The sequence below is a fragment of the Polaribacter litoreus genome, assembly GCF_054584775.1.
The window spans coordinates 1-23,900 of sequence record NZ_JBTLRD010000021.1 but is presented as its reverse complement, the minus strand read 5'-3'; the positions used below and the strand labels follow the sequence as shown (position 1 = coordinate 23,900).

Annotated in this window: 14 protein-coding genes; 7 read left to right on the top strand and 7 right to left on the bottom strand. The window is 31.8% G+C overall.

Annotated features, from left to right (window positions below; genetic code table 11):
• Positions 1 to 171: 171 nt before the first annotated feature.
• The gene (gene yidC / locus ACW9UN_RS15370; protein ID WP_459487243.1) at positions 172 to 2,049 is read left to right on the top strand and encodes a membrane protein insertase YidC; all 1,878 of its coding nucleotides are present in this window, start codon (positions 172 to 174) and stop codon (positions 2,047 to 2,049) included.
• A gap of 122 nt (positions 2,050 to 2,171) precedes the next feature.
• Positions 2,172 to 3,602 carry a pyridoxal phosphate-dependent decarboxylase family protein gene (locus ACW9UN_RS15365; protein ID WP_459487242.1) on the top strand — a complete coding sequence of 477 codons (1,431 nt, stop codon included), beginning with the start codon at positions 2,172 to 2,174 and terminating at the stop codon, positions 3,600 to 3,602.
• Position 3,603: 1 nt separating this feature from the next.
• On the opposite strand, the gene ACW9UN_RS15360 is transcribed toward ACW9UN_RS15365, so the two are convergent.
• The gene (locus tag ACW9UN_RS15360; protein ID WP_459487241.1) at positions 3,604 to 4,605 is read right to left on the bottom strand and encodes a glycosylasparaginase; all 1,002 of its coding nucleotides are present in this window, start codon (positions 4,603 to 4,605) and stop codon (positions 3,604 to 3,606) included.
• A gap of 23 nt (positions 4,606 to 4,628) precedes the next feature.
• The gene (gene rimO / locus ACW9UN_RS15355; RefSeq protein ID WP_459487240.1) at positions 4,629 to 5,984 is read right to left on the bottom strand and encodes a 30S ribosomal protein S12 methylthiotransferase RimO; all 1,356 of its coding nucleotides are present in this window, start codon (positions 5,982 to 5,984) and stop codon (positions 4,629 to 4,631) included.
• Between the two features lie 316 nt (positions 5,985 to 6,300).
• On the opposite strand from rimO, the gene ACW9UN_RS15350 reads away from it, so the two are divergent.
• Together ACW9UN_RS15350 and ACW9UN_RS15345 are read left to right on the top strand one after the other, a co-directional pair.
• Positions 6,301 to 6,978 (top strand): hypothetical protein, encoded by a 678-nt coding sequence (locus ACW9UN_RS15350; protein ID WP_459487239.1) that lies wholly within the window; start codon positions 6,301 to 6,303, stop codon positions 6,976 to 6,978.
• A gap of 12 nt (positions 6,979 to 6,990) precedes the next feature.
• Positions 6,991 to 7,854, top strand: a complete 864-nt coding sequence (locus ACW9UN_RS15345; protein WP_459487238.1) for a hypothetical protein — start codon at positions 6,991 to 6,993, stop codon at positions 7,852 to 7,854.
• Between the two features lie 13 nt (positions 7,855 to 7,867).
• Here ACW9UN_RS15345 and ACW9UN_RS15340 read toward each other — a convergent pair whose 3' ends face one another.
• The 4 genes from ACW9UN_RS15340 to rimP form a co-directional block, all read right to left on the bottom strand.
• A complete protein-coding gene (locus ACW9UN_RS15340) occupies positions 7,868 to 9,511 on the bottom strand; it encodes an amidase family protein (protein WP_459487237.1) in 1,644 nt (547 codons plus the stop codon).
• Positions 9,512 to 10,258: 747 nt separating this feature from the next.
• A complete protein-coding gene (infB, locus tag ACW9UN_RS15335) occupies positions 10,259 to 13,132 on the bottom strand; it encodes a translation initiation factor IF-2 (protein WP_459487236.1) in 2,874 nt (957 codons plus the stop codon).
• 59 nt (positions 13,133 to 13,191) lie between these two features.
• Positions 13,192 to 14,448 carry a transcription termination factor NusA gene (nusA, locus tag ACW9UN_RS15330; RefSeq protein ID WP_459487235.1) on the bottom strand — a complete coding sequence of 419 codons (1,257 nt, stop codon included), beginning with the start codon at positions 14,446 to 14,448 and terminating at the stop codon, positions 13,192 to 13,194.
• Positions 14,449 to 14,459: 11 nt separating this feature from the next.
• Positions 14,460 to 14,921 (bottom strand): ribosome assembly cofactor RimP, encoded by a 462-nt coding sequence (gene rimP, locus ACW9UN_RS15325; protein WP_459487234.1) that lies wholly within the window; start codon positions 14,919 to 14,921, stop codon positions 14,460 to 14,462.
• Positions 14,922 to 15,115: 194 nt separating this feature from the next.
• Here rimP and ACW9UN_RS15320 point away from each other — a divergent pair, with 194 nt between their 5' ends.
• Positions 15,116 to 15,946, top strand: a complete 831-nt coding sequence (locus ACW9UN_RS15320) for a universal stress protein (protein WP_459487233.1) — start codon at positions 15,116 to 15,118, stop codon at positions 15,944 to 15,946.
• 12 nt (positions 15,947 to 15,958) lie between these two features.
• Here the strand turns inward: ACW9UN_RS15320 and recR are convergent, their stop codons facing one another.
• Entirely contained in the window at positions 15,959 to 16,576 is a 618-nt protein-coding gene (gene recR, locus ACW9UN_RS15315; RefSeq protein ID WP_459487232.1) for a recombination mediator RecR, read from the bottom strand.
• Positions 16,577 to 16,677: 101 nt separating this feature from the next.
• Here recR and ACW9UN_RS15310 point away from each other — a divergent pair, with 101 nt between their 5' ends.
• Both ACW9UN_RS15310 and ACW9UN_RS15305 read left to right on the top strand, forming a co-directional pair.
• On the top strand, positions 16,678 to 18,111 hold the full coding sequence (locus ACW9UN_RS15310; RefSeq protein WP_459487230.1) for a sodium:solute symporter: 1,434 nt from the start codon (positions 16,678 to 16,680) through the stop codon (positions 18,109 to 18,111).
• 705 nt (positions 18,112 to 18,816) lie between these two features.
• Positions 18,817 to 23,900 (top strand): collagen-binding domain-containing protein (locus tag ACW9UN_RS15305; protein ID WP_459487229.1); only part of this gene is annotated, 5,084 nt, incomplete at its 3' end.

Sequence of the window (23,900 nt, the reverse complement as noted above, 5' to 3'; positions counted from 1 at the left end):
CTATTTAAGACTGATAGAAGCTCAGCAGAAAACGGAATAGGATTTGAACTACATAAAAGGATAAAATTTAAGACTCTAAAAACATATTAAAAAAGGGTTTTTAACTACATTTGTCGCGTTTTTATCAAGAAGCTTTCTTGAGCTAATGACAAATTGACATTTAATTTACACATGGAACAAAAAAAATTCGATTACAATTCTTTTATTGGAATGATTCTTTTAGGAGGAATCATGTTGTGGTATTTTAACACCAACAAACCCGAAATTGAACCTGAACAAACGACTACAGAACAAGTAGTTGAAGCTAATACTAACCAAACAACTTCAGCTGCCGAAGTAAAACCAACTTTTAAAAACGATTCTCTAAAACAGGTTGCTTTAACCAACAAATTAGGTGCTTTTGCACAAAGTGCAATTAATGGTTCTGAAGGAACAACTGCTATAGAAAATGGTCTTGTAAAGTTAACGATTGACAATAAAGGTGGACAAATTGTTAAAGCGCTGGTAAAAAATTATAGAACTTATGATTCCCTTCCTTTATATTTAATTAAGGATAATAATGCTTCTTTTAACATCAATTTTGGTACTACAGACAACAGAATTTTAAATACCAAAGATTTATTTTTTGAGCCAACTTTTACTAAAAATGGAGAAAATCAGGTTTTGTCTATGAAGCTAAAAGTATCTGATACTCAGTTTTTAGAATATCGATACGAAATAAAACCAGACAATTATTTGGTTGATTTTTCTATACGTTCTCAAGGTTTAAGTAGCGTTATCAATTCCTCTAATCCAATTAATCTAGATTGGACTTTAAAAGGGTACAGAAATGAAAAAAGCATCAAAACAGAAAACACGATGTATTCTGACTTCTACTATAAAACTGATGGTGAAGTGGATGATTTAAGTGCTGGAAATACAGAAGTAATTGATAATGTAAATTGGGTTGCGTACAAACAACATTTCTTTACATCAAACTTATTAACAGATACTCCATTTAATAATGCAACAATTGCCTCTACTGATTTAGTTCAAGACGAAAAAATTGACACTGTTTTTACAAAAAAATACGAATTAAAAACTCCGTTGACTTTAACAGGTGGTGAGTTAAATTATAACATGAAATGGTTTTATGGACCAAGTGATTATAATCTATTAAGCAGTGACCCTTACGCAGCTACAGATTTAGACGAAATTGCAGATTTAGGTTGGGGTATTTTTGGTTTCTTAAACAGAACTATTTTTTACCCAGTATTTAATTTGTTAAAAGGATTTTTATCAAACTACGGATTGATTATTATTTTGATGACCATTGTTGTACGAATTATAATGTCTCCATTGGTATACAAATCGTATGTTTCAAGTGCAAAAATGAAAGTAATTCGTCCAGAATTAACGGCATTAAATGAAAAATATCCTGGAAAAGAAAATGCGATGAAGCGTCAGCAAGAAACCATGGCAATTCAACGAAAAGCTGGTGTTAGCATGCTTTCTGGTTGTATACCAGCCTTATTACAAATGCCAGTATTCTTTGCATTATTTAAATTTTTCCCTACAAATTTAGCGTTAAGACAAGAAAGCTTTTTATGGGCGCCAGATTTATCTTCTTACGATATTATTTTTAATCTTCCTTTCTCTATTCCTTTTTATGGAGATCATGTGAGTTTATTTCCAATTTTGGCTTCTGTAGCCATTTTCTTTTATATGAAAATGAACCAAAGTCAGCAAGCCAATATGCAAGCGCCAACACAAGAAGGCATGCCAGATATGAGTAAAATGATGAAGTATATGATTTACTTCTCTCCTATTATGATGTTATTTTTCTTTAACAACTATGCAAGTTCATTGAGTTTGTATTACTTTATTTCTAACTTATTAACCATCACAATTATGTTAGTCATAAAAAATTATGTAATTGATGAAGATAAAATTCACGCTCAAATAGAAGAAAACAAAAAACGTCCTGAAAAGAAGAAAAGCAAATTCAGACAACGTATAGATGATGCTATGAAACAAGCACAAGAGCAACAAGCAAGACAAAAAAAATAGAAGGCAATGCCTATAAATCATTTAAAAGCCCAAAACAGAATTGTTTTGGGTTTTTTGATGATGTTTATCACCAAAAATATAGCCGGTAAATCGTATTTTTGTAACTCAAAATTTAAGCATTTATGCAATCAAATCGAACATTAACGCTTTCTGAAGAAGAAATGAGAGCTTATGGTTACAAAGTAGTTGATACTATTGTAAATCACTTTAAAAATCAACATAAAAAAGACCCCGTTTTTAATGCAAGCAGACAAGAAATGGATTCTTTATTTTTAGAGCAAGCTCCAGAAGAAGGCAAAGACAGTGCAGAAGTTTTAGATTTTGTAATTGACAATGTGTTAGAAGCTACAGATATTTTATCGCATCCTAAATCGTATTCTTTTGTTCCTGGACCAAGCAACTATATCAGTGCAATGTCAGATACTTTGGCTACCGGATTTAATATTTTTTCTGGTGGATGGGTTAATGCGCCAGCAGCTGCAGAATTAGAAATTGTTACTATAAATTGGCTTTTAAAATTATTTAAATTTCCAACTAAAAAAGGAGGAGGAATTTTTACAAGTGGTGGTTCTATGGCTAACTTAACTGCTTTAGTAACAGCTAGAAGACAAAAATGTGGAGATGATTTCTCTAAAGCTGTGATTTACCTTTCTGACCAAACGCATTCATCAAACATAAAAGCCATTAGAACTATTGGTTTTCGTAAAGAGCAAATACGAATTATACCCACAGACATTGAGTTTAAAGTTTCTATAAACAAATTAAAAAATGCTATTGCTAAAGACAAATTAGAAGGTTTGCAACCTTTTTGCTTGATTGGAACTGCTGGTGCCACCAATACAGGAACTGTAGACCCTTTAGTAGCCATGAGTAAGATTTGTAAAGAAGAAAATATTTGGTTTCATGTTGATGCTGCTTATGGAGGTGCTGCTATTTTGGCAAAAAATGGGCATCAACTATTAAAAGGAATACAAAAAGCAGATTCTATTACTGTAGATCCGCATAAATGGTTTTTTCAACCCTATGAGATGGGCTGTTTGTTGGTAAGAAATCACAAATGGTTGAGTGCTACATTTACAGAAAAACCAGAATATTTAAGAGACATTGAAGGTAATACTTCTGAGATAAATTTTTATGACCATGGGATACAACTAACAAGACGATTTAGAGCCTTAAAATTCTACATGTCTATTAAAACATTTGGTTTACAATCTTTTAGAGAAGCCATTGATTACTCAATTCAACTTGCAGAAAAAACAGAAGCTTTTCTAAGAAAAAGTGCCAACTGGGAAATTGTATCTCCTGCTACTTTAGGAATTATTAATTTTAGATATAACCCGATTGTAAAAAAGCTATCAGAAAAAGATTTAGATCAACTCAATCAAAAAATATCTCAAGAAATTATAAATGCTAAAGAAGCCATGTTGGTTACAACTGTTTTACAAAAGCAAATTGTTTTGCGAATGTGTTTGATAAACCCAAGAACTACTTTTGATGATGTAAAACAAACCTTAGAGCAATGTGAGTTTTATGGAAGAAATTTAACCGAATAAATTAGGCTTTTTTATAAAAATCTGATGGAATGTTTTTATTTTGTTTGTTCTTATACAAATTATAGCTAAAATGTTTGTGAATAGAATACGCACCAATTTCCCCCTGTTTATTTACAGCGATGTAACCCACTTGAAAATTTTTATAATTACTATTAGGTTTACTAACAATTCTAGCAATAGCTTCTTCGCAAGCTTCTTGTGGCGATTTTCCTTGGCGCATTAACTCTACAATTAAAAAGCTACCTACAGTTTTTAAAACTTCTTCTCCTAAACCAGTTGCAGCTGCACCTCCAACCTCATTATCAACAAAAAGTCCACCTCCTATTATTGGAGAATCTCCTACTCTTCCTGCCATTTTAAACGCCAATCCACTTGTGGTACAAGCACCAGAAATATCACCTTTTTTATCAATAGCCAACATACCAATGGTATCGTGATTTTCTATATTTATAATCGGTTTATATTCCGATTTTTTTTTCCATTTTTGCCAAGCTTTTTTAGACGCTTCAGTTAGTAGATTTTCTCTTTCAAAACCTTTAGAAACTGCGAATTGTTCAGCCCCTTCACCTACAAGCATAACATGTGGGGTTTCTTCCATAACTTTTCTAGCTACAGAAATTACATGTTTAATATTTTTAACACCTAAAACTGCTCCATAATCTCCTTTTTCATTCATAATGCAGGCATCTAAAGTTACCTCTCCTTCTCTATCTGGCAAACCACCTATGCCAACAGATTTTCCTTTCTCATTAGCTTCCTCTATTCTACATCCTTGTTCTACAGCATCTAAAGCCTTGCCTCCTTTTTCTAAAACTTTAGCAGCAGTTTCTACTGCTAAATCGGTTTTCCAAGTTGCAATAACTATGGGTGTTTCTATTTCAACAGAAGTTATAATCTGTTTTTTTGATACTAAAGATTCATTATGGCTTAATATAGATGAATAAGTAGATACCAAGCCTACACCTGTAAAAGATGCTTTTTTTATGAAATTTCTCCTTCTCATTTGGTTATTAATTAAAAAAGGTTTTACCCTTTTCTTTTCTGATTTAAGCTTAAAGGTTTTGCTACTTTTTTGGTTGGTGTACCGTATAAATCATAATCTCCAGCATCATGAATAGTAATATCTACAAATTCACCAATTTTTATGTAATGTTCTTTAGCATCTACTAAAACATCGTTATCTACATCTGGTGAATCATATTCTGTACGTCCGTAGAAATACGCTCCATCTTTTCTATCAAATAAACAACGAAACGTTTTCCCTATTTTTTGTTGATTGAGTTCCCATGAAATTTGAGATTGCACTTCCATGATTTCGTTAACTCTCTTAAACTTAACATCATCAGGCACATCATCCTCTAAAACATAGGCGCCCGTATTTTCTTCGTGAGAATATTCAAAAGCACCTAAACGTTCAAAACGCATTTCTTCTACCCAATCTTTTAATTCTTGAAACATCTCTTCTGTTTCTCCTGGATAACCGACAATTAAAGTAGTTCTAATTGCCATTTCTGGCACAACTTCTCTAAATTTATGGATTAATGCTGTTGTTTTTTCGTGAGTTGTTCCTCTTTTCATCGATTTTAACAACTCAGAATTAATATGTTGTAAAGGAATGTCTAAATAATTACACACTTTTGGCTCACGTTTCATTACCTCTAAAACATCCATAGGAAAACCTGTAGGAAACGCATAATGCATTCTAATCCACTCTATTCCTTCTACTTTTGCAAGTGCTTCTAGCAATTGTGCTAAAGCTCTTTTCTTATAAATATCTAATCCGTAATAGGTTAAATCTTGAGCAATCAGCATAATTTCTTTGATACCATTTGCTGCTAATTTTTCTGCCTCTGTAACAATATCTTCTATTGGTGTAGATCTATGTTTACCACGCATTAAAGGTATTGCACAAAAAGAGCAAGGCCTATCGCAACCTTCTGCGATTTTTAAATAGGCATAATGTTTTGGCGTTGTTGTTAAACGCTCACCAATTAATTCGTGTTTATAGTCTGCTTCTAGAACTTTTAATAAATTAGGTAAATCGTGTGTACCAAAATATTGGTCTACATTCGGAATTTCTTTTTCTAAATCTGGTTTGTAACGCTCACTCAAACATCCTGAAACAAAAACTTTATCTATTTCTCCAGCATCCTTTCTTTGAGCATAATGCAGAATAGTATCTACAGATTCTTCCTTAGCCTTGCCTATAAATCCGCAGGTATTGATAACCACAATATTTCCATCATCATTTTCGTCTTCATGAACTACATTTTTACCATTGGCTTTTAGTTGCCCCATTAACACCTCGCTATCGTAAATGTTTTTTGAGCAACCTAAGGTTACTACATTAATTTTATTTTTTTTGATAGATTTTGTACGCATTCTATTCTGTTTTATCGACTGCAAATATACGTCTTAAAAAAATTATTAATTGTTGTTTTATTTCTTAATCATAATTTGATTATATCCGTACATTGGTTTTACAAAATTGAAATATGTAGCATTTAAAAACAGACTTAGTTTTATCAAAATACTAAAAAAAACAGCTGTTTTACATTAAAAAGACCATTTGCAATAAATTTTAGAATATTTGATATCATCTTTAAAAACCTTTAAACGTGTTTAACAATTAACTTTGTCTAAGCCAATTTCCTGCATCTTGTAGCAGGTTAGATGTACTATATCAAATTATTGAATTATGAAACGTTTTTTTTACACAGCAATTGTATTTTTTGGATTTTTTATTTCTTGTAGTGATGATGCTACAGAAGTAAATGAAGAACTTGAGGAAGAAGTAGCTGAAGAAATTTGCAGTATTGCAAACAATGATGGTTTACTTATTATTGAAGCCGAAAGTTTTGAGTTGAAAGGGCAATGGAGAATTGTAGAAGATGAAAAAGCATCTGGTGGAAAATATATCGAATATTATGGTCCGAACACCTACCAAACACAAAATTTAGCGAACGAAATTGTTGTAAAATTTAAAGTTGATGCGGCTGCAAACTACCGTGTAAAATGGTATATGAGACAACCTGATGATGCTGAAGGTGACAAATCTAACGATGCTTGGATTTATTTAGAGGATAATATTGGATATGCTTGGGTGAATAATGCAAGTTTAAATTTAACGCATTATGAAAAATTTGTAAGCAGAGGAAAAGGAGAATTTACTTATGGTGGTGCTTTAGACCTTCATAATCCGAAATCTAGTTCTTGGTTAACTGCTAAATTTCCAGAAGCTGGCGAATACACTTTAAAAATTTGTTCAAGATCACAGTACTTTCAATTAGATAAAATTGTTTTATCATCTGGCATAACTAACGATGAAGCTAAAGAAAAATCTCAAACACTTTCTGAATTTCATATCTGTGAATAAAAAATATTTATTATGAAAATACTATTTTTTTTTATTTTTATTGCTTTTACATTACCTAACATACTAAATGCTCAAGCTTTTAACTACAAAAAAAATAGAATTGCTTGCAGTGCAGATGGAAACGCACAACCAGATTTAAAATATCAAGGAAAGTACAATTATGCAGATCCTGACGATTGGGGAGCAACTCCGGCTGCTCTTGCAATGTTGGCCAAAATGAAACTGCAACCTCAATTGGTGCATTATTCTTATAATAATTTTATGCCCTCTCCACCACACACTACTGTTCGTAATTATATGAAAGAAGGTGTAGAAGGAGCTGTTGAAAGATGGAACTACAATAAAAACATTTTCTTTGATGTTGGCACTCATCAACAAGAAGCCTTAAAACATTTAAAAGAAAAAATTGAAAAATCTACTCAGGAAGATCCTTTGTATTTTATTAATATGGGACCATCTGAGTTTTTATATCAAGCTATTAAACTAGTGGTTGAAGATGGTAAAAAAAAATCTTTATCTCATCTGTATATTCTATCACACAGCGGTTATAATGACAATCATTTAAGAAGGCCTAATCATCATACCATTGATGATGTTCTGGATTTGAGCGAAAATAAAATTACCTTTAAACGTATTAAAGACCAAAATAAAAAATGGAACCCCAATGAAGGTTGGAGTTCTTTATACGATTGGAGCGTTTGGGATTGGCTAAAAAATCATAAAAATCCAGATTATGCTTGGATTTGGAAGTGCATGAAAAAACACAAAGAAAAGCGAGCAGATATCTCTGACGCAGGAATGATTTATTACTTAATTACTGGTGATGCTGATGGAAATCCATCTAAATTTCAAAAGTTTTTAGGTGATAAAATTTAAATTCGGTTTACAATTAATTATAATTTTCAGGTATTTTTCTTGCCTTTGTTCGTTGTTCAAAAGCATAGCCAATTTCTAACAATTTGCGCTCTGAGAGTGGTTTTCCAACAAAGGTTAAACTAATTGGTTCTCCTGTTTTTTTACACCCCATAGGCACTGTTAATGTTGGATATTTGGCAACAGCAGCAATACCCGAATGATAATTATTGATGGACAAAATAGCATCTAAATTTTCGGTTTCTAATGCAGCTAAAAACTTTTTACCTTCGGTTTTTAAATTGTTTTTTACTATTTCTAATTCTTCTAAAGTCGTGGAATCTTTTACAATACCTTCAAACAACTGTTGTCCATAAGGAGCTCTTAATAAAGAATCTTTTTTATTAAAATCTATAACATTTTTTACACCTTTTATATAGATTGATTTATCAGCTTGCTCTGATAAATATTTTGGTAAATCGTGCTTCATATCAACATTTAATAAGGTAACAAAATTATTGAACGCAATTTTTGGTGGCGAGATTTCTATAATTTCTGCTCCTGCTTCTTTAAGTACTTCTATATTTTTAGCATAAATTGAATCCGATAATAAAGCTTTTAAAGCACCAAGTTTTAATCCTTTTACATCAGAATTAAACTCATTATAATACGTTTCCTTTATTTTTTTTGATGCGCTATCATTTTCATCATAACCCAACATGGCATCCATAAAAATAGCATTATCTATTACTGATTTTGTCATGGGGCCAGGAGTATCTAGTGTTGATGAAATAGGTACAATTCCTGTTCTACTTAACACGCCAATAGTTGGTTTTAAACCTACAACTGAATTCTGGCTTGATGGTGAAGTAATTGAACCTGCAGTTTCTGTACCCACAGCAGCTACTGCAAAATTTGCTGCAACTGTAACACCACTACCTGCTGAGCTTCCTCCTGTTTCGAATTCTCCTCTTCCATAAGGATTTAAAGTTTGCCCACCAATAGCGGAATATCCTAAAGGACAACCCGAACAGAAAAAATAAGCCCATTCGCTTAAATTAACTTTTCCTAAAATTAAAGCACCATTTTCTTTTAATTTCTGAACAACAAAAGCATCATTCTTAGTAAAATTTCTTTGCAGTGCCAATGCTCCTGCAGTTGTTGGCATTTCTGTAGTATTGATATTATCTTTCAATAAAATTGGCATACCATATATTGTAAACTCTGATATATTATTTTTATTATTATCTCTTTCTCTTGCTTCTTTTAACACTTCTGGATTCAATGCGATTATTGAATTTAAAGATTTTGTGGAATCACTTTCAAACTTTCGTATTCTGTATAAATAAAACAAGGTTAATTTTTCATACGTTAGTTTGCCTTCTTTTATACTTTTTTGGAGCGATGGAATATTTTGTTCTAAAATTAGTGGTTTTAAAGATTGATACTCTTCTTCTGAAAAATATGCCAAATCTTCCTGAAACGGTTCAAAAACTGAGTTCATATCTAACACTTTAGACTGAAAAAGTTTAAACTGCATTCTTTTTTTAGGATGGTTTTGTTGTTTTTCTAATTCAGCAGTTTCATCATACTTTGTAAAAACAACTTCTGGCTGTTTTTGTTTTGTTTGACAAGAAAACAAGATTACAATAGGAAATAATAAGCAGATAAATATCCTCATAATAAGTATTTTTACCAAAGATACTATTTTAAGTTTTTCTTTAAAAAATTTGCCAAACGTAAATAAAGTCTTTTTTATTTTACAATACCTTACTCCTACTCAACTGTAGTTCAAATAAATTTTTTGTTATTGATCATGAGTGAAAGTTTATATTTTTAACTATACATTCTTTATTTACTTATAGGCTGAATTCAACTCCAGCACTACTGTTTCTAAACAAAATTCCTATTTTAACGTAATTTAGCTTTAAAAACCACTAATTATTAACATATTACAATTTTTACTCTTTGAAACGAATGTTATTTTAATTGAAATGAGAAAATCTTAATTTAAATTTGAGATTTCTCAGCTAGAGTATTTGCTTTGCAAACTATTTTCAATAAAATTTATTTTTATCTCAATAATGTTCCAAATGACAACAATTGAATTTTCGAACCAATATCCCCTTTTTATACAAGAGAAATTATATCTTGCTTACGTTTATAAATTATAGGACTATAAACTTGAATTTCAAGAACAATTAATTCATATGGTGATTGATCTTCTTAATTGATAAGATCTCCAAAAAAATAAAGCTCGAACAGCTGTGGTAATGCTAGGAATAAGAGATTTTATGAATGCAGTTCTACAGGCAATATCTACAATGAATTGTATTTTTTTTTAGAAAACATTCAATAATTTAATATCAAAAAAAAACTCCAAAACTCAGTAAGTTTTGGAGGTTTTTATCTTTATAATAAAGGCTTATTATAATTTCTTTTTAACTGCTACTTCTTTATAAGCTTCAATTACATCGCCTTGTTGAATATCATTATAGTTTTTAATTTGTATACCACAATCGTATCCTTTAGCAACTTCTTTTACATCATCTTTAAATCGTTTTAAAGAGGTTAAACCACCATCGTGTACAACGATTCCATCTCTTATGATTCGTATTTTAGAATCTCTGTAAATTTTACCAGACATTACCATACAACCTGCAATATTACCAACTTTAGATATTTTATAAACTTCTCTAATTTCTACATTACCAGTAACTTCTTCTTTCATTTCAGGAGATAACATTCCTTCCATGGCATCTTTTAAGTCATTGATTGCTGCATAAATAATTGAGTATGTTCTAATATCTACTTCTTCTCTATCTGCTACTGCTCTTGCATTACCTTGTGGTCTTACATTAAACCCAACAATAATTGCGTCTGATGCTGTTGCTAACAATACATCACTTTCTGTAATGGCACCAACACCTTTATGTAAAATATTAACTTGAATTTCTTCAGTAGATAATTTCTGGAAAGAATCTGTTAAGGCTTCTACAGAACCATCCACATCTCCTTTAAGAATAATGTTTAGTTCTTTAAAGTCTCCTAAAGCAATTCTACGTCCAATTTCATCTAACGTTAATGTTTTCTGAGTTCTTACAGATTGCTCACGTTGTAATTGCGATCGTTTAGAGGCAATTTGTTTTGCTTCTCTTTCGTCTTCAAATACATTAAATTTATCACCTGCTTGTGGTGCACCATCTAAACCTAAGATTGATACTGGTGTTGATGGCCCCGCTTTCTTTAATTTCTTTCCTTTATCATCGAACATAGCTTTTACTTTACCACTATGTTTACCCGCTAATAAATAATCTCCAATTTTAAGTGTACCTGCTTGTACTAAAATTGTAGTTACATAACCTCTACCTTTATCTAAAAGAGCTTCTACAACTGTACCTACTGCATTTTTATCAGGGTTTGCTTTTAATTCTAAAATTTCTGCTTCTAATAAAACTTTTTCTAAAAGCTCATCAATTCCTTGACCTGTTTTTGCTGATATATCTTGAGATTGAATATTACCACCCCATTCTTCTATCAATAAATTCATTGAAGAAAGTTGCGTTTTAACATTATCTGGATTCGCGTTTGGCTTATCAATTTTATTAATTGCAAAAATAATTGGAACACCTGCTGCTTGTGCGTGAGAAATTGCCTCTTTAGTTTGTGGCATTACATCATCGTCTGCTGCAACTACAATAATTACTAAATCTGTAACTTGTGCTCCACGTGCACGCATTGCTGTAAAGGCCTCATGACCTGGAGTATCTAAAAATGCAATTTTTTGATCGCCAACATTTACAGAATACGCTCCAATATGTTGCGTAATTCCTCCACTTTCTCCATCAACAATATTTGCTTTTCTAATATAATCTAGTAAAGAAGTTTTACCATGATCTACGTGCCCCATTACAGTAATAATTGGTGCTCTTAATTCTAAATCTTCGGGATTGTCTTCTACTTCTTCAATTGATTCTTCTACTTCAGCACCAACAAACTCTACTTTATAATTGAACTCTTCTGCAACAATAACTAATGTTTCTGCGTCTAAACGCTGATTCATCGTCACCATCATTCCTAACATCATACAAGAAGAAATAATTTGAGTTACAGGCACATCCATCATTGTTGCAACCTCACTTACTGTAACAAATTCAGTTACTTTTAGAACTTTATTGTCTAATGCTTGTGCTTCTAATTCTGCTTCTGTTTGCTCTTTATGAGCATCTCTTTTATTTCTACGATACTTTGCTCCCTTACCTTTAGAAGATTTTCCTTGTAATTTTTCAAGAGTTTCTCTAACCTGTTTTTGGATTTCAGCCTCTGTTGGCTCTTCTTTTTTAATAGGAGTTCTTTGATTTCCTCTGCCTCTAAACCCTGGTCTATTATTACCTTGACCACCTCTATTACTTGCTCCTCTGTTATTGTTGTTACCAGACCTTGGGTTTGCTGGCTTACTAATACGTTTACGCTTTTTCTTTGCGTCTGATGTTGAAGGTTTCTTAGCTTCTGGCTTTTTCTTTTTAGGTCTTTCAAATTGTTTAAGATCAATTTTTTTACCTGTAAAGTTAGGACCGTCTAACTTTTTGTATTGTGTTTTGATAGCTTCAGCATTTTCTGGAGTTACCTCTTCAGTTTTTGCTTCTGCTTTAGGGCTATCGTTTTTATTTTCTTTTTTAGAATCTACCTTAGAAGCTACTTTTTCTATAGCTGATACTGTTTTTTTAACAGGAGGCTTTTCTTCTTTTACAGCTTTTGTTGTTTCAACAACAGGCTGGGCTTCTTGTTTAAGTTCTGGCTCTGTTTGTTCGGGCACCTCTTTAGCTTCAACCTCTGGTGTTGGTGTTACCTTAGATTCTTCAACTTTAGGTTTATCAACAACAGGTTCTTCTGCAACTTTTGGTTCTTCTTTAGGCTCTATTGGCTCTACAGTTTTTTTACCTGCTTTGCCAATATCTATTTTACCAACAGTTTTAAATGCTAATTTATCTGCTTTGGCCTTAAGGACTTCTTCTTTCTTTGCTTCTTCTGCTCTTTTCTTTTCTAATTTAGCTTCTAATTCTAAACGAATAGCCTCTTTTTCTTTTCGTTTTTCTTCACCAACTTCTTTAGATGCCGCTTTTTTATTTGCGTCAGTTTCAAAGCCGTCTTGAAGTACTGAATAGATTTCATCAGAAATTTTAGTGGTTGGCCTTGCTTCTATTTCATGACCATTTTTTGCTAAATATTCTACTGCTCTATCCAAAGAAATGTTTAATTCTCTTAGAACTTTGTTAAGCCTTATTGTTTTGCCTACAGACATATATTCTTTTTAACTTTATAATTGTAAAAATATAATTTTTACTTTACTTCTTTACTATATTATTCTTCGAATTCTTCTTTTAGAACTCTTTGAACGTCTATAATGGTTTCTTCTTCTAAATCGGTTCTTTTTACCAATTCTGCAACACTTGTTTCAAGTACGCTTCTGGCAGTATCTAAACCAATTTTAGTAAACTCACTAATAACCCAATCTTCAATTTCATCTGCAAATTCTGTTAACTCTACGTCTTCTTCTTCTAAACCTTCGCGTTTAACATCAATTTCGTAGCCTGTTAACTCACTTGCCAAACGAATATTAACACCACCTCTACCAATTGCTTTTGATACTTCTTCTGGTCTTAATAAAACGCTTACTCTTCCTTTTTTACCATTTTTTTCTTCTTCGTACATGGTTATTTCCATTGAGGTTACTTTTGCAGGACTCAATGCTCTAGAAATAAATAATTGTTCGTTTTTGGTATAGTTGATAACATCTATGTTTTCGTTACCTAACTCACGTACAATTCCATGAATTCTAGAACCTTTAACACCTACACAAGCTCCTACAGGATCAATTCTGTCATCATAAGAGTCTACAGCCACTTTTGCTTTTTCTCCAGGTATTCTTGCCACTCCTTCTACAGTAATTAAACCATCAAAAACTTCAGGAATTTCTTGTTCGAATAATTTATTTAAAAAGGCTGGTGCTGTTCTAGACAGTATAATTGCAGGTTTGTTACCTCTTAACTCTACTGATTTTATAACACCTCGTACAGAATCTCCTTTTCTAAAAAAGTCTGAACGAATTTGTTCGCTTTTTGGTAAAACAATTTCGTTTCCATCATCATCTAACAAAATAATTGCATTATGACGAATGTGGTGCACTTCTGCACTATACAAATCGCCTTCTAAATCTTTAAATTGCTTAAAGATGTTTGTACTATCGTGCTCGTAAATTTTTGAAATTAAGTTTTGACGTAATGCTAAAATTGCTCTTCTACCTAAATCAATAAGTTTTACCTCTTCAGAAACATCTTCACCAATTTCAAAATCTGGCTCAATTTTTCTTGCCTCGCTCAATTCAATTTCTTCGTTATCATCTTCAGAAAAACCATCTGCAACTACAACTCTATTTCTCCAAATTTCTAAATCTCCTTTGTCTGGGTTAATGATGATATCAAAATTATCATCAGAACCAAACTTACGTTTTAAAGCAGCTCTAAATACTTCTTCTAAAATAGACATTAATGTTACTCTGTCTATGCTTTTATTATCTTTAAATTCTGAAAACGAATCAATTAATGCTATATTTTCCATTACATCTTTACTTAAAATACAATCTTCACTTTTGCTTCTTTAATATCTTTATATGCTAAAGTTACTGTTTTTTGTACAGTAACTTTTCCCTTACCTACGGGTTTTGGCTCTCTTGTTTTCCAATTAAGCACTATTTTTTCGTCATCGGCTTCTGCTAGTGTGCCTTCTAACTCGTCATCCGCAGTTTTTACTTTTAGTATTCTGTTGATGTTTTTTTTGTATTGTCTTTTCTCTTTTAGAGGATGGGAAATATCTGGAGTTGTAACTTCTAAAGAAAAATCTTCTTCTTCTCTATCTAAATTATGCTCTACATTTCTACTAATTCTAATGCACTCACTTAGAGGAACACCATGATCACCATCAACAGTAACTTGAATTTTATTATTTGTTGATATGGATAAATCTATCAAAAATAATGATTCATTTAACGCTAAAGCTTCTTCTACTAAATCTTTTACTTTGGTTTGATTCATTTTTAGAGTCTATAAAATTATCAAAAAAATATTGATTTTGAGTATAAAAAGAGGGGACTTTAAGTCCCCTTCATTCACCATTTATTGTTAAAATCGGTGCAAATATACAAATTGTTTACCATTAAACAAAGTGAATCATATCCAATTATTTTTGTAAATTTAAAATTGTGAATTATAACCTAACCCACATCACTATGAAAAAAATACTTGTACCTATAGATTTTTCTAAAAAATCTGAATTTGCTTGTAAGATGGCTGACAGAATTGCCAAAAAATCGAAAAGCGAAGTATACCTTTTACACATGATAGAATTGCCAACTGGAATTGTAGATATGGGTGCTGGAACAAATTTTAGCATTCCTGAAAGCATGTTGTATTTAAGAAAAGTTAAAGAACGAATGTTAGAATTTAAAGAACTTTACTTTCATAAAAAAACAGAAATTCATCATGCTATCCGTTTTCAACATCCGCATGAAGGTATTTTAAACTATGCTGATAAAATAAACGCAGATCTAATTGTAATGGGTTCTAAAGGGCATTCTAATTTTGAAGAAATATTAATTGGCTCTAACACCGAAAAAGTGGTAAGAACCTCTAAAACACCTGTTATTGTTGTAAAAAAAGACAATAAAAAATTTAGATTACAGAACTTGGTTTTTGCCTCTAGTTTTAAAAATGAAGACAAAAAAGAAGTATTTAAAAAGTTTCTTGATTTTGCAAATCACTTTAAAAGTGAAATTCATTTATTAAAAGTAAATACACCTTCACGTTTTGAAAGCTCACAAGAAGCTACTAAAAAAGTGAATGATTTTATTAAAGAATTTAATTTACCCAAATACACTATTCATACATATAATGATGTTTCTATAGAAAAAGGAATTTTAAACTTTTCTAAAGATTTTAATGTAGATTTAATTGCTTTGAGCACACATGGCAGAAGTGGATTGTCTCATTTATTTACACCTAGTGTTACCAAATCTTTATCTAAAAAAGCATTGAAACCTATTTTAACCATAAAAGTTTAAGGTTAATAAGCACTAACTACTGATACTTTGCTCAAAAGGGATTCTGTTGATGATACTTCTACCCAAAGTAACTTCATCTGCATATTCTAACTCATCTCCAACAGCAATACCTCTTGCAATTGTAGATGTTGTAATATCAAATTTTTGCAATTGTTTGTAGATGTAAAAATTGGTAGTATCACCTTCCATAGTTGAGCTTAATGCAAAAATAAGCTCTTTAATTTCTCCTTGTTCTACTTTTTTTACTAAAGACTCAATTTGTAAATTTTGAGGACCAATACCTTCTATTGGTGATATCTTTCCTCCTAAAACATGATACAAACCTTTAAATTGCGCAGTACTTTCAATAGCCATTACATCTCTAATATCTTCTACCACACAAACAATTTCAGGATTTCTTTTCGGATTTTGACAAATATCACACAAAACAGTATCAGAAATATTATGACATTTTTCGCAGGTTTTTACATCATTTCTTAAATGCAACAAAGCCTCAGATAAATATTTTGTATTTTCTGCTGGTTGTTTTAACAAATGCAAGACCAAACGCAAAGCTGTACGCTTACCTATACCTGGTAATCGTGAAACTTCATTCACTGCGTTTTCTAAAATTTTTGATGAAAAATCCATATTGCAAAATTAGGAATTAACAATTACGAAATATAAATTATTGCATTATTTTTTAAATAGATTATATTCGTATCTCACAATTCGAAATTTGTAATTTACTAATGCAACCACTTCATATCATTTTATTAATCGTTGGATATTTTACTGTACTGATTCTCATATCTTATCTTACAGGAAAATCTGCCAATAACAAAACATTTTTTAAAGCAAACAACTCATCTCCTTGGTATTTGGTAGCTTTTGGTATGATTGGTGCTTCGCTTTCTGGAGTTACATTTATTTCGGTTCCTGGTTGGGTAGAAGCGCAAAGCATGAGTTATATGCAAATGGTGTTGGGTTATGTGATTGGTTATGCAGTAATTGGTCTAGTATTATTACCACTTTATTATCGACTTAATTTAACATCAATTTACACTTACTTAGAAGATAGATTTGGCAAATATTCTTACAAAACAGGCGCCTCTTTTTTCTTATTATCGAGAACAATTGGTGCTGCTTTTCGTCTGTTTTTAGTAGCAAACGTACTTCAACTTTTATTGTTCGATGCTTATGGAATTCCTTTTTGGGTAACTGTAACTATCACTATTTTATTGATTTGGTTATACACCTTTAAAGGCGGAATAAAAACTATTGTTTGGACAGATACGTTACAAACTTTATTTATGTTAATTTCGGTTGGCGTTTGTATTTACACCATTTCTGATGAAATGCAAATCAGTAATATTTTTTCTTATGTTATTGACAATGAACTTTCTAAAACTTTCTTTTTTGATGATGTAAAAACTGGCGATTATTTCTGGAAACGCTTTTTAGCAGGTGCTTTTGTAGCCATTGTTATGACTGGTTTAGACCAAGATATGATGCAAAAAAACTTAACCTGTAGAAGCTTAAAAGATGCTCAAAAAAACATGTTTTGGTTTACTATTGTTTTGGTAATTGTAAACTTTTTCTTTTTAGCTTTAGGCGTACTTTTAACAGATTATGCGCAAAAAAACGGAATTGACGCTCATAAAGATCAACTGTTTCCAATAATTGCAACTGAAGGTTCTTTAGGCTTAGCAACTGCTATTTTCTTTTTATTAGGATTAATTGCTGCTGCTTATTCTAGCGCAGATTCTGCATTAACTTCACTAACCACTTCTTTTAGTATTGATATTTTAGAAATCGACAAAAAAAAGAATGAAATAGAGCAAGAAAAATCACGAAAAAAAATACATATTATTTTTTCTTTTGTTTTAATTGCTACCATTTTGATATTTAAATATTTTATTGCTGATGAAAGTGTAATTGCTAAAATATTTACGTTTGCCAATTATACATATGGCCCACTTTTAGGATTATACGCATTTGGCCTATTTACAAAACTAAAAGTTATCGATAAATTTGTTCCAATAATTTGTATTTTATCACCTTTTATTACTTTTTTGATCAACTTTTTATGCTTAAAATATTTTAATTTCGATTTTGGCTTTGCTTTGTTAATTTTAAATGGTTTGATCACTTTTATTGGATTATCTTTAATTAAAGACAGATAACTTCAAAAAAATGTAGCGTCTTATTAAATATTTGTTTTTTTTGACTACACCAACAAAAAAAATCATTTTTAATTAAAATACAACTCATTGATAAACATATCAAAAATATGTATTTAATTTATAAAAGTTTGTACAATTATATCTATATTTGCCCCGCAAAATCCCTAAAAATCAACAAATCCTAAAAAATATTTAATTATTAAGACTGTAACACAAACAAAACAACTCATTAAAACACTGTATTACAACACTTTTTAATTACAAAACATTATACAGATAATAAAAATTTACATCTGTCTAAATTTTATACCCTCCCCATTCTTATATAATAGTAAATACTATACTACTTTTTTTCATAAAGAAACAAAATAGTATTTGAACGTATGTAAATTGTTTTTTGTCGAAAATACCCCCCTTGAAACGTCAAAAAAAATAATTTTACTAGTAATTAATGTTATTGTTAAACTTTTTAATAAGTAGAGTTTATGCATTCTGAACAAATTAAAACAGGAACAAATACGGCTATCAAAGCATTCTATCACTAAAAAGTTAATTAAATAAAAACGAGTCATTAAATCATAATCATTAGGTACTTATTTTTTGAAAAGAATTGATAAGTAAATATTTTAGACAATCATAAACAACCTCTAATTACAACACTTTTCCACTATGATCAATGGAACTAACAACAATAAAAGCTTAAATTTGAAAACTTTTTCATTTTTAAATATCGTAAAAGGGCTTTTATTACAATTAAGCAAAAACCGAATATTACCTTTTATTTTAATTTCTTTTTTCGGTTATTCTGTGCTGTATGCTCAAACCACTCTAAATTACGACAGTAAACAAAGCATACGTCAGTCTAGTGGTATAATGTCAAAATCTAAAACTAAAACAAGTGTTGAAGATTTTTCTGTAATTAATTCATACTCTTCAGCCAGCCAAAGTAATATTTGCTCTCCTGAGACCTCTGTTTTAATAACAGAAGGCTCTAGTTATGGTATTTCTAGATCTACGATTAACAATAGTGGAGTACCATCGTTTTGTTTAAGTCTTGGTGATGCTGCTCCTGATGCAGGTGATGTGTATAATACAACATTAAACCCAGCAAATGACATAAGTTTTAATAACCCAAACTTGTCTGCATCCACAATCAGAGATAGAGTGCAACGTACAATGTCTATTATAGAGCACCCTAATTACGCACCAAATTCTTTACCAAATCTTTTGACCTCTAATTTTTACAAAGCAATACAAATTGTAGTTTGGGGTTGGACCAATAATCTAAACGTTTCAGACTATAATTATAGCTGGACAGGTAAAAATGGGAATACCTATTATGCAACAAATTTAAAGAATTGGGTCTTAAATGGAAGTTTACAGAAATCTAATGTTTTTTGGTTGATTCCAGAAGATGGCAGTTTACAGCCTGAAATCTTATTAAATCAAAATACATCTTCAAATTGCTGTGCATCTTCACCTTCAATTACTACAAGTGTAAATACACCAACTTATGGTAATAATGGTGAAATCATTATTGATGCTAATAATAGAGGAAAATTTTATGGAATAAGTTCAGCAAATGCCGTCAACTACAATGGTCCTACCACAATTGCTACTGCTATTGAAATTCCTAGTTCGCTTCCTACAACAATCTTAAATAATGCATTATCAAATGGAGCAACTTATATTGTTAGAGTTTTTACAAATATTGATGGTTGCTTTACAGATTATACAATTACAACACCTGATTCAGGACAAAGTTGCCAAAGTTTTTATGCCGAATTTCAAAGTGAAACTAACAACGTTACAAATGAAAGAAATGCTGAAGGTGCACCTGATGGTAATTATGCTGAAATTTACAGTAGTGATGAACAATTAATCTTAGACTTTGGGCAGGTATTTTCTGCAGGAACCGTATACAATATTACATGGCGTGTAAGAAATAGTCAAAGTGGACTTGCTTATATAGATTTATCGGAATCTACATCTGCAAATTCAGGTTTTACAAATCATCCAAATTCACCTCAAACAAGTTCTAACAGCTTTATAAATACAAGAGTAACAGCTAATTCTAATTTTAGATATTTAGCTTTTGACAAAGGCAATATAAACCATACTGATTATGATTTAGATGCTGTAGAAGTAATTGTTTGTGTTACTTGTGATGTAGCTGATAATACAACTACAACTGCCTCAATTACAGAAAGCGAAACTAAAACATTATCAGGTTCACCTGCTGGTGGTACTTGGTCTATCGTTTCTGGAGGTGGTGTTATTAATGGCACAACTTATACTCCAGACGATGTAAATGCAAATACAAATGTAACTTTAAGATATACAATTGCTGCTGATGGTTCTTGTACCGAAACTACTGATGATGTAACATTTACTGTTACAAGTTTAAATTGTGATAGAACAAGTCCTACTGCACCTGCATTAGATTTTAATGTCTTTACATTAAACAGTTTAAGTTTACAAACTAACGAAACTGAAGGAAGTGTAGCTACTGGAGGAGACTTAACCTTATTAGGTAACTACCAAGTTGCAACTAATGATGCTGGTACTTTTCAAGTAAACAACACACCTATTGGTTTATTAGTTGGAGGTAAAATTAATTACCAATCTGGTAATTCTTTACAGGTTAACCAAAACAGTTATGTTAAGATTGGTAACAATCAAGGATCTACTGTTTGGTATAAAGATCAAAACAATGCATATTCTAACATAAGAATTACACCTAGTTCTAACTATAATTCTTCACCTAGAATACAACTACAAACAAATGCAAATAACTTAAATGTTTCTGAAGCAAATAATCCTGTTTTTGAAAGCAACTTAATAGACTTTGTTACTGCGTTTCAAACATTAGAAACTAACGCAACTACATTATCTCAAAATGCAAATAACGCACAATTAACAAATCCAAACGGACAATCTATTTCTAATACTTCTTTACCTAATCAAGTAAAAATTAATTTACAAGGTGGTGTTAACTATTTAAATGTTACAGGTACAGATTTAAACAATGTAGATGTTTTTACTTACAATACTGCACCAAGTGCAACTAAAATTTTAGTAGTAAATGTAAATGCTCCTGGTACTTTCAATTGGGATGTTTGGAACCAATCTGGTGTTGGTCAACAAAACGCACCTTACGTTATCTACAATTTTTACAACACTACAACTCTTAACATTGTTGGTAGTTCAACAATTGTAGGTTCAGTTTTAGCACCTTTCGCTAACATTAACAAAACAGTAAACCAATCTAATTTAGAAGGTCAAGTAATTGGTTTATCATTTAACCATGCAGGTGGTGAAGTACATTCTGCTAATTTTTCTCCAGCTTTAATTAATTGTACTGAAGCCTCTTGTGATGTAGCAGATAATACAACAGCAACTGCTTCTATCACAGAAAATGAAACAAAAACATTAACAGGATCTCCTGTTGGTGGTACTTGGTCTATCTTTTCTGGTGGTGGATCTATCTCAGGAAACACTTATACACCTGCAGATATCAATACCAATACTACTGTTAAAATTAAATATACTATTCCTGCTGATGGATCTTGTGCAGAAACTTCAGACATTGTTACTTTTTCTGTAACTCCAGTTTGTGATGTAGTTGCTGATAATACAACTTCAACAGCTTCAATCACTGAGGATGAAACTAAAACGCTTTCAGGATCTCCTGCTGGTGGTACTTGGTCAATCGTTTCTGGTGGTGGGTCAATCTCTGGTTCAACTTATACACCTGATGATATCAACACTGATACAACTGTCGTAATTCGTTATACAATTGCTGCGGATGGTGATTGTGCTGCTACAACTGATGATGTTACGTTTACGGTAACTCCTGTGTGTGATGTGGTTGCTGATAACACTACTTCAAGTGCAACAATTAGCGAATTAGATACCAAAACTTTAACGGGTGCTCCTGCTGGAGGAACTTGGTCTATTGTTTCTGGTGGTGGTTCAATCTCTGGCAATACATATACTCCTGATGATATCATCTCTAATGAAACAGTTAAAATTAGATACACAATTGCTGCAGATGGAGACTGTGCTGCAACTACTGATGATGTAACATTTACAGTAGAAGCATTACCTACAGCAACAGCAACTAAAACAGATGCTACATGTTATGGTTTAGATGATGGTACAATAACAATTACTTTTGAGGATAATACTTCTAGAACTAACATTGTATTTAGTTTAGATGGTGGAAATACTTACCAAGCTAAATTAGGTGATAATGAAGGAAGTGTGACTTATTCTAACTTAGCGCCAGGAACCTATGATGTTTGGGCTAAATGGGGTGATAATGATTACCCTATAGATTTAGGAGCAGATTTAACAATATCTGAACCAGCTGAAATAACAATTAACAATACTACTTCTGGAGCAAGCATTACAGAAAATCAAACCAAAACATTAACAGCTTCGCCTGCTGGTGGAACCTGGTCTATTGTTTCTGGTGGTGGTTCAATCGCTGGATCAACTTATACACCTAATGATATCAATACAGATACTACTGTCGTAATTCGTTATACAATTGCTGCTGATGGTGACTGTGCTGCGACTTCTGATGATGTTACTTTTACGGTAACTCCTGTTTGTGATGTAGTTGCTGACAATACAACGTCTACGGCTTCAATCACTGAGGATGAAACTAAAACTTTATCAGGGTCTCCTGCTGGGGGAACTTGGTCAATCATCTCTGGTGGTGGTTCAATCTCTCGTTCAACTTATACGCCTGATGATATCAATACAGATACTACTGTCGTAATTCGTTATACAATTGCTGCGGATGGTGATTGTGCTGCTACTTCTGAGGATGTTACGTTTACTGTAACTCCAGTTTGTGATGATCCAATTAATTCTGTAACATCAAATTTAACTACAACAGAAGACACACAACTAAATCTTAATACTACTAGTGTTTCTGGAGATGATTTAATTTCTGTAAGACTAAGAGTAAGTAATGGTACATTAAATGTAATTATCAGAGTAAGTGGAACAAGAAATGACGTAACAGTAAATGGTCCTGGTGATTTATTAATTACAGGTAATGAAAGAACAATCAATAATTACTTAAGAACGTTAACCTATACACCTAATTCAGGATTTTACGGTACAGATGTTTTAACTATTGATTCTGAAAATAGTTGTGGCACAATAATTACAAACAATTATAATATCACTATAAATCAAAATTGTGAAGTTGCTGACAATACAACTTCAACCGTTTCAATCACGGAAGATGAAACAAAAACGCTTTCAGGTACTCCTGCTGGAGGAACTTGGTCGATCGTTTCTGGTAGTGGTTCAATCTCTGGTTCAACATATACACCTGATGATATCAATACAGATACTACTGTCGTAATTCGTTATACAATTGCTGAGGATGATACCTGTGCTGCCACTTCAGACGATGTTACTTTTACAGTAACTCCTGTGTGTGATGTAGTTGCTGACAATACAACTTCAACTGCTTCTATAACTGAAGATGAAACTAAAACGCTTTCAGGTTCGCCTGCTGGTGGTACTTGGTCAATCATTTCTGGTGGTGGGTCAATCTCTGGTTCAACTTATACACCTGATGATATCAATACTGAAACTACTGTCGTAATTCGTTATACGATTGCTGCTGATGGTGATTGTGCTGCAACAACTGATGATGTTACATTTACTGTAACCCCTGTTTGTGACGTAGTTGCTGACAATACAACGTCTACGGCTTCTATCACTGAGGATGAAACTAAAACGCTTTCAGGATCTCCTGCTGG

Coding starts and splice junctions, on each gene's coding strand:
- ACW9UN_RS15340 (WP_459487237.1), bottom strand. CDS start 9,511: ATGAGGATATTTATCTGCTTATTATTTCCTATTGTAATCTTGTTTTCT.
- recR (WP_459487232.1), bottom strand. CDS start 16,576: ATGGATTTTTCATCAAAAATTTTAGAAAACGCAGTGAATGAAGTTTCA.
- rimP (WP_459487234.1), bottom strand. CDS start 14,921: ATGAATCAAACCAAAGTAAAAGATTTAGTAGAAGAAGCTTTAGCGTTA.
- yidC (WP_459487243.1), top strand. CDS start 172: ATGGAACAAAAAAAATTCGATTACAATTCTTTTATTGGAATGATTCTT.
- ACW9UN_RS15345 (WP_459487238.1), top strand. CDS start 6,991: ATGAAAATACTATTTTTTTTTATTTTTATTGCTTTTACATTACCTAAC.
- ACW9UN_RS15310 (WP_459487230.1), top strand. CDS start 16,678: ATGCAACCACTTCATATCATTTTATTAATCGTTGGATATTTTACTGTA.
- ACW9UN_RS15320 (WP_459487233.1), top strand. CDS start 15,116: ATGAAAAAAATACTTGTACCTATAGATTTTTCTAAAAAATCTGAATTT.
- infB (WP_459487236.1), bottom strand. CDS start 13,132: ATGTCTGTAGGCAAAACAATAAGGCTTAACAAAGTTCTAAGAGAATTA.
- rimO (WP_459487240.1), bottom strand. CDS start 5,984: ATGCGTACAAAATCTATCAAAAAAAATAAAATTAATGTAGTAACCTTA.
- nusA (WP_459487235.1), bottom strand. CDS start 14,448: ATGGAAAATATAGCATTAATTGATTCGTTTTCAGAATTTAAAGATAAT.
- ACW9UN_RS15365 (WP_459487242.1), top strand. CDS start 2,172: ATGCAATCAAATCGAACATTAACGCTTTCTGAAGAAGAAATGAGAGCT.
- ACW9UN_RS15350 (WP_459487239.1), top strand. CDS start 6,301: ATGAAACGTTTTTTTTACACAGCAATTGTATTTTTTGGATTTTTTATT.
- ACW9UN_RS15360 (WP_459487241.1), bottom strand. CDS start 4,605: ATGAGAAGGAGAAATTTCATAAAAAAAGCATCTTTTACAGGTGTAGGC.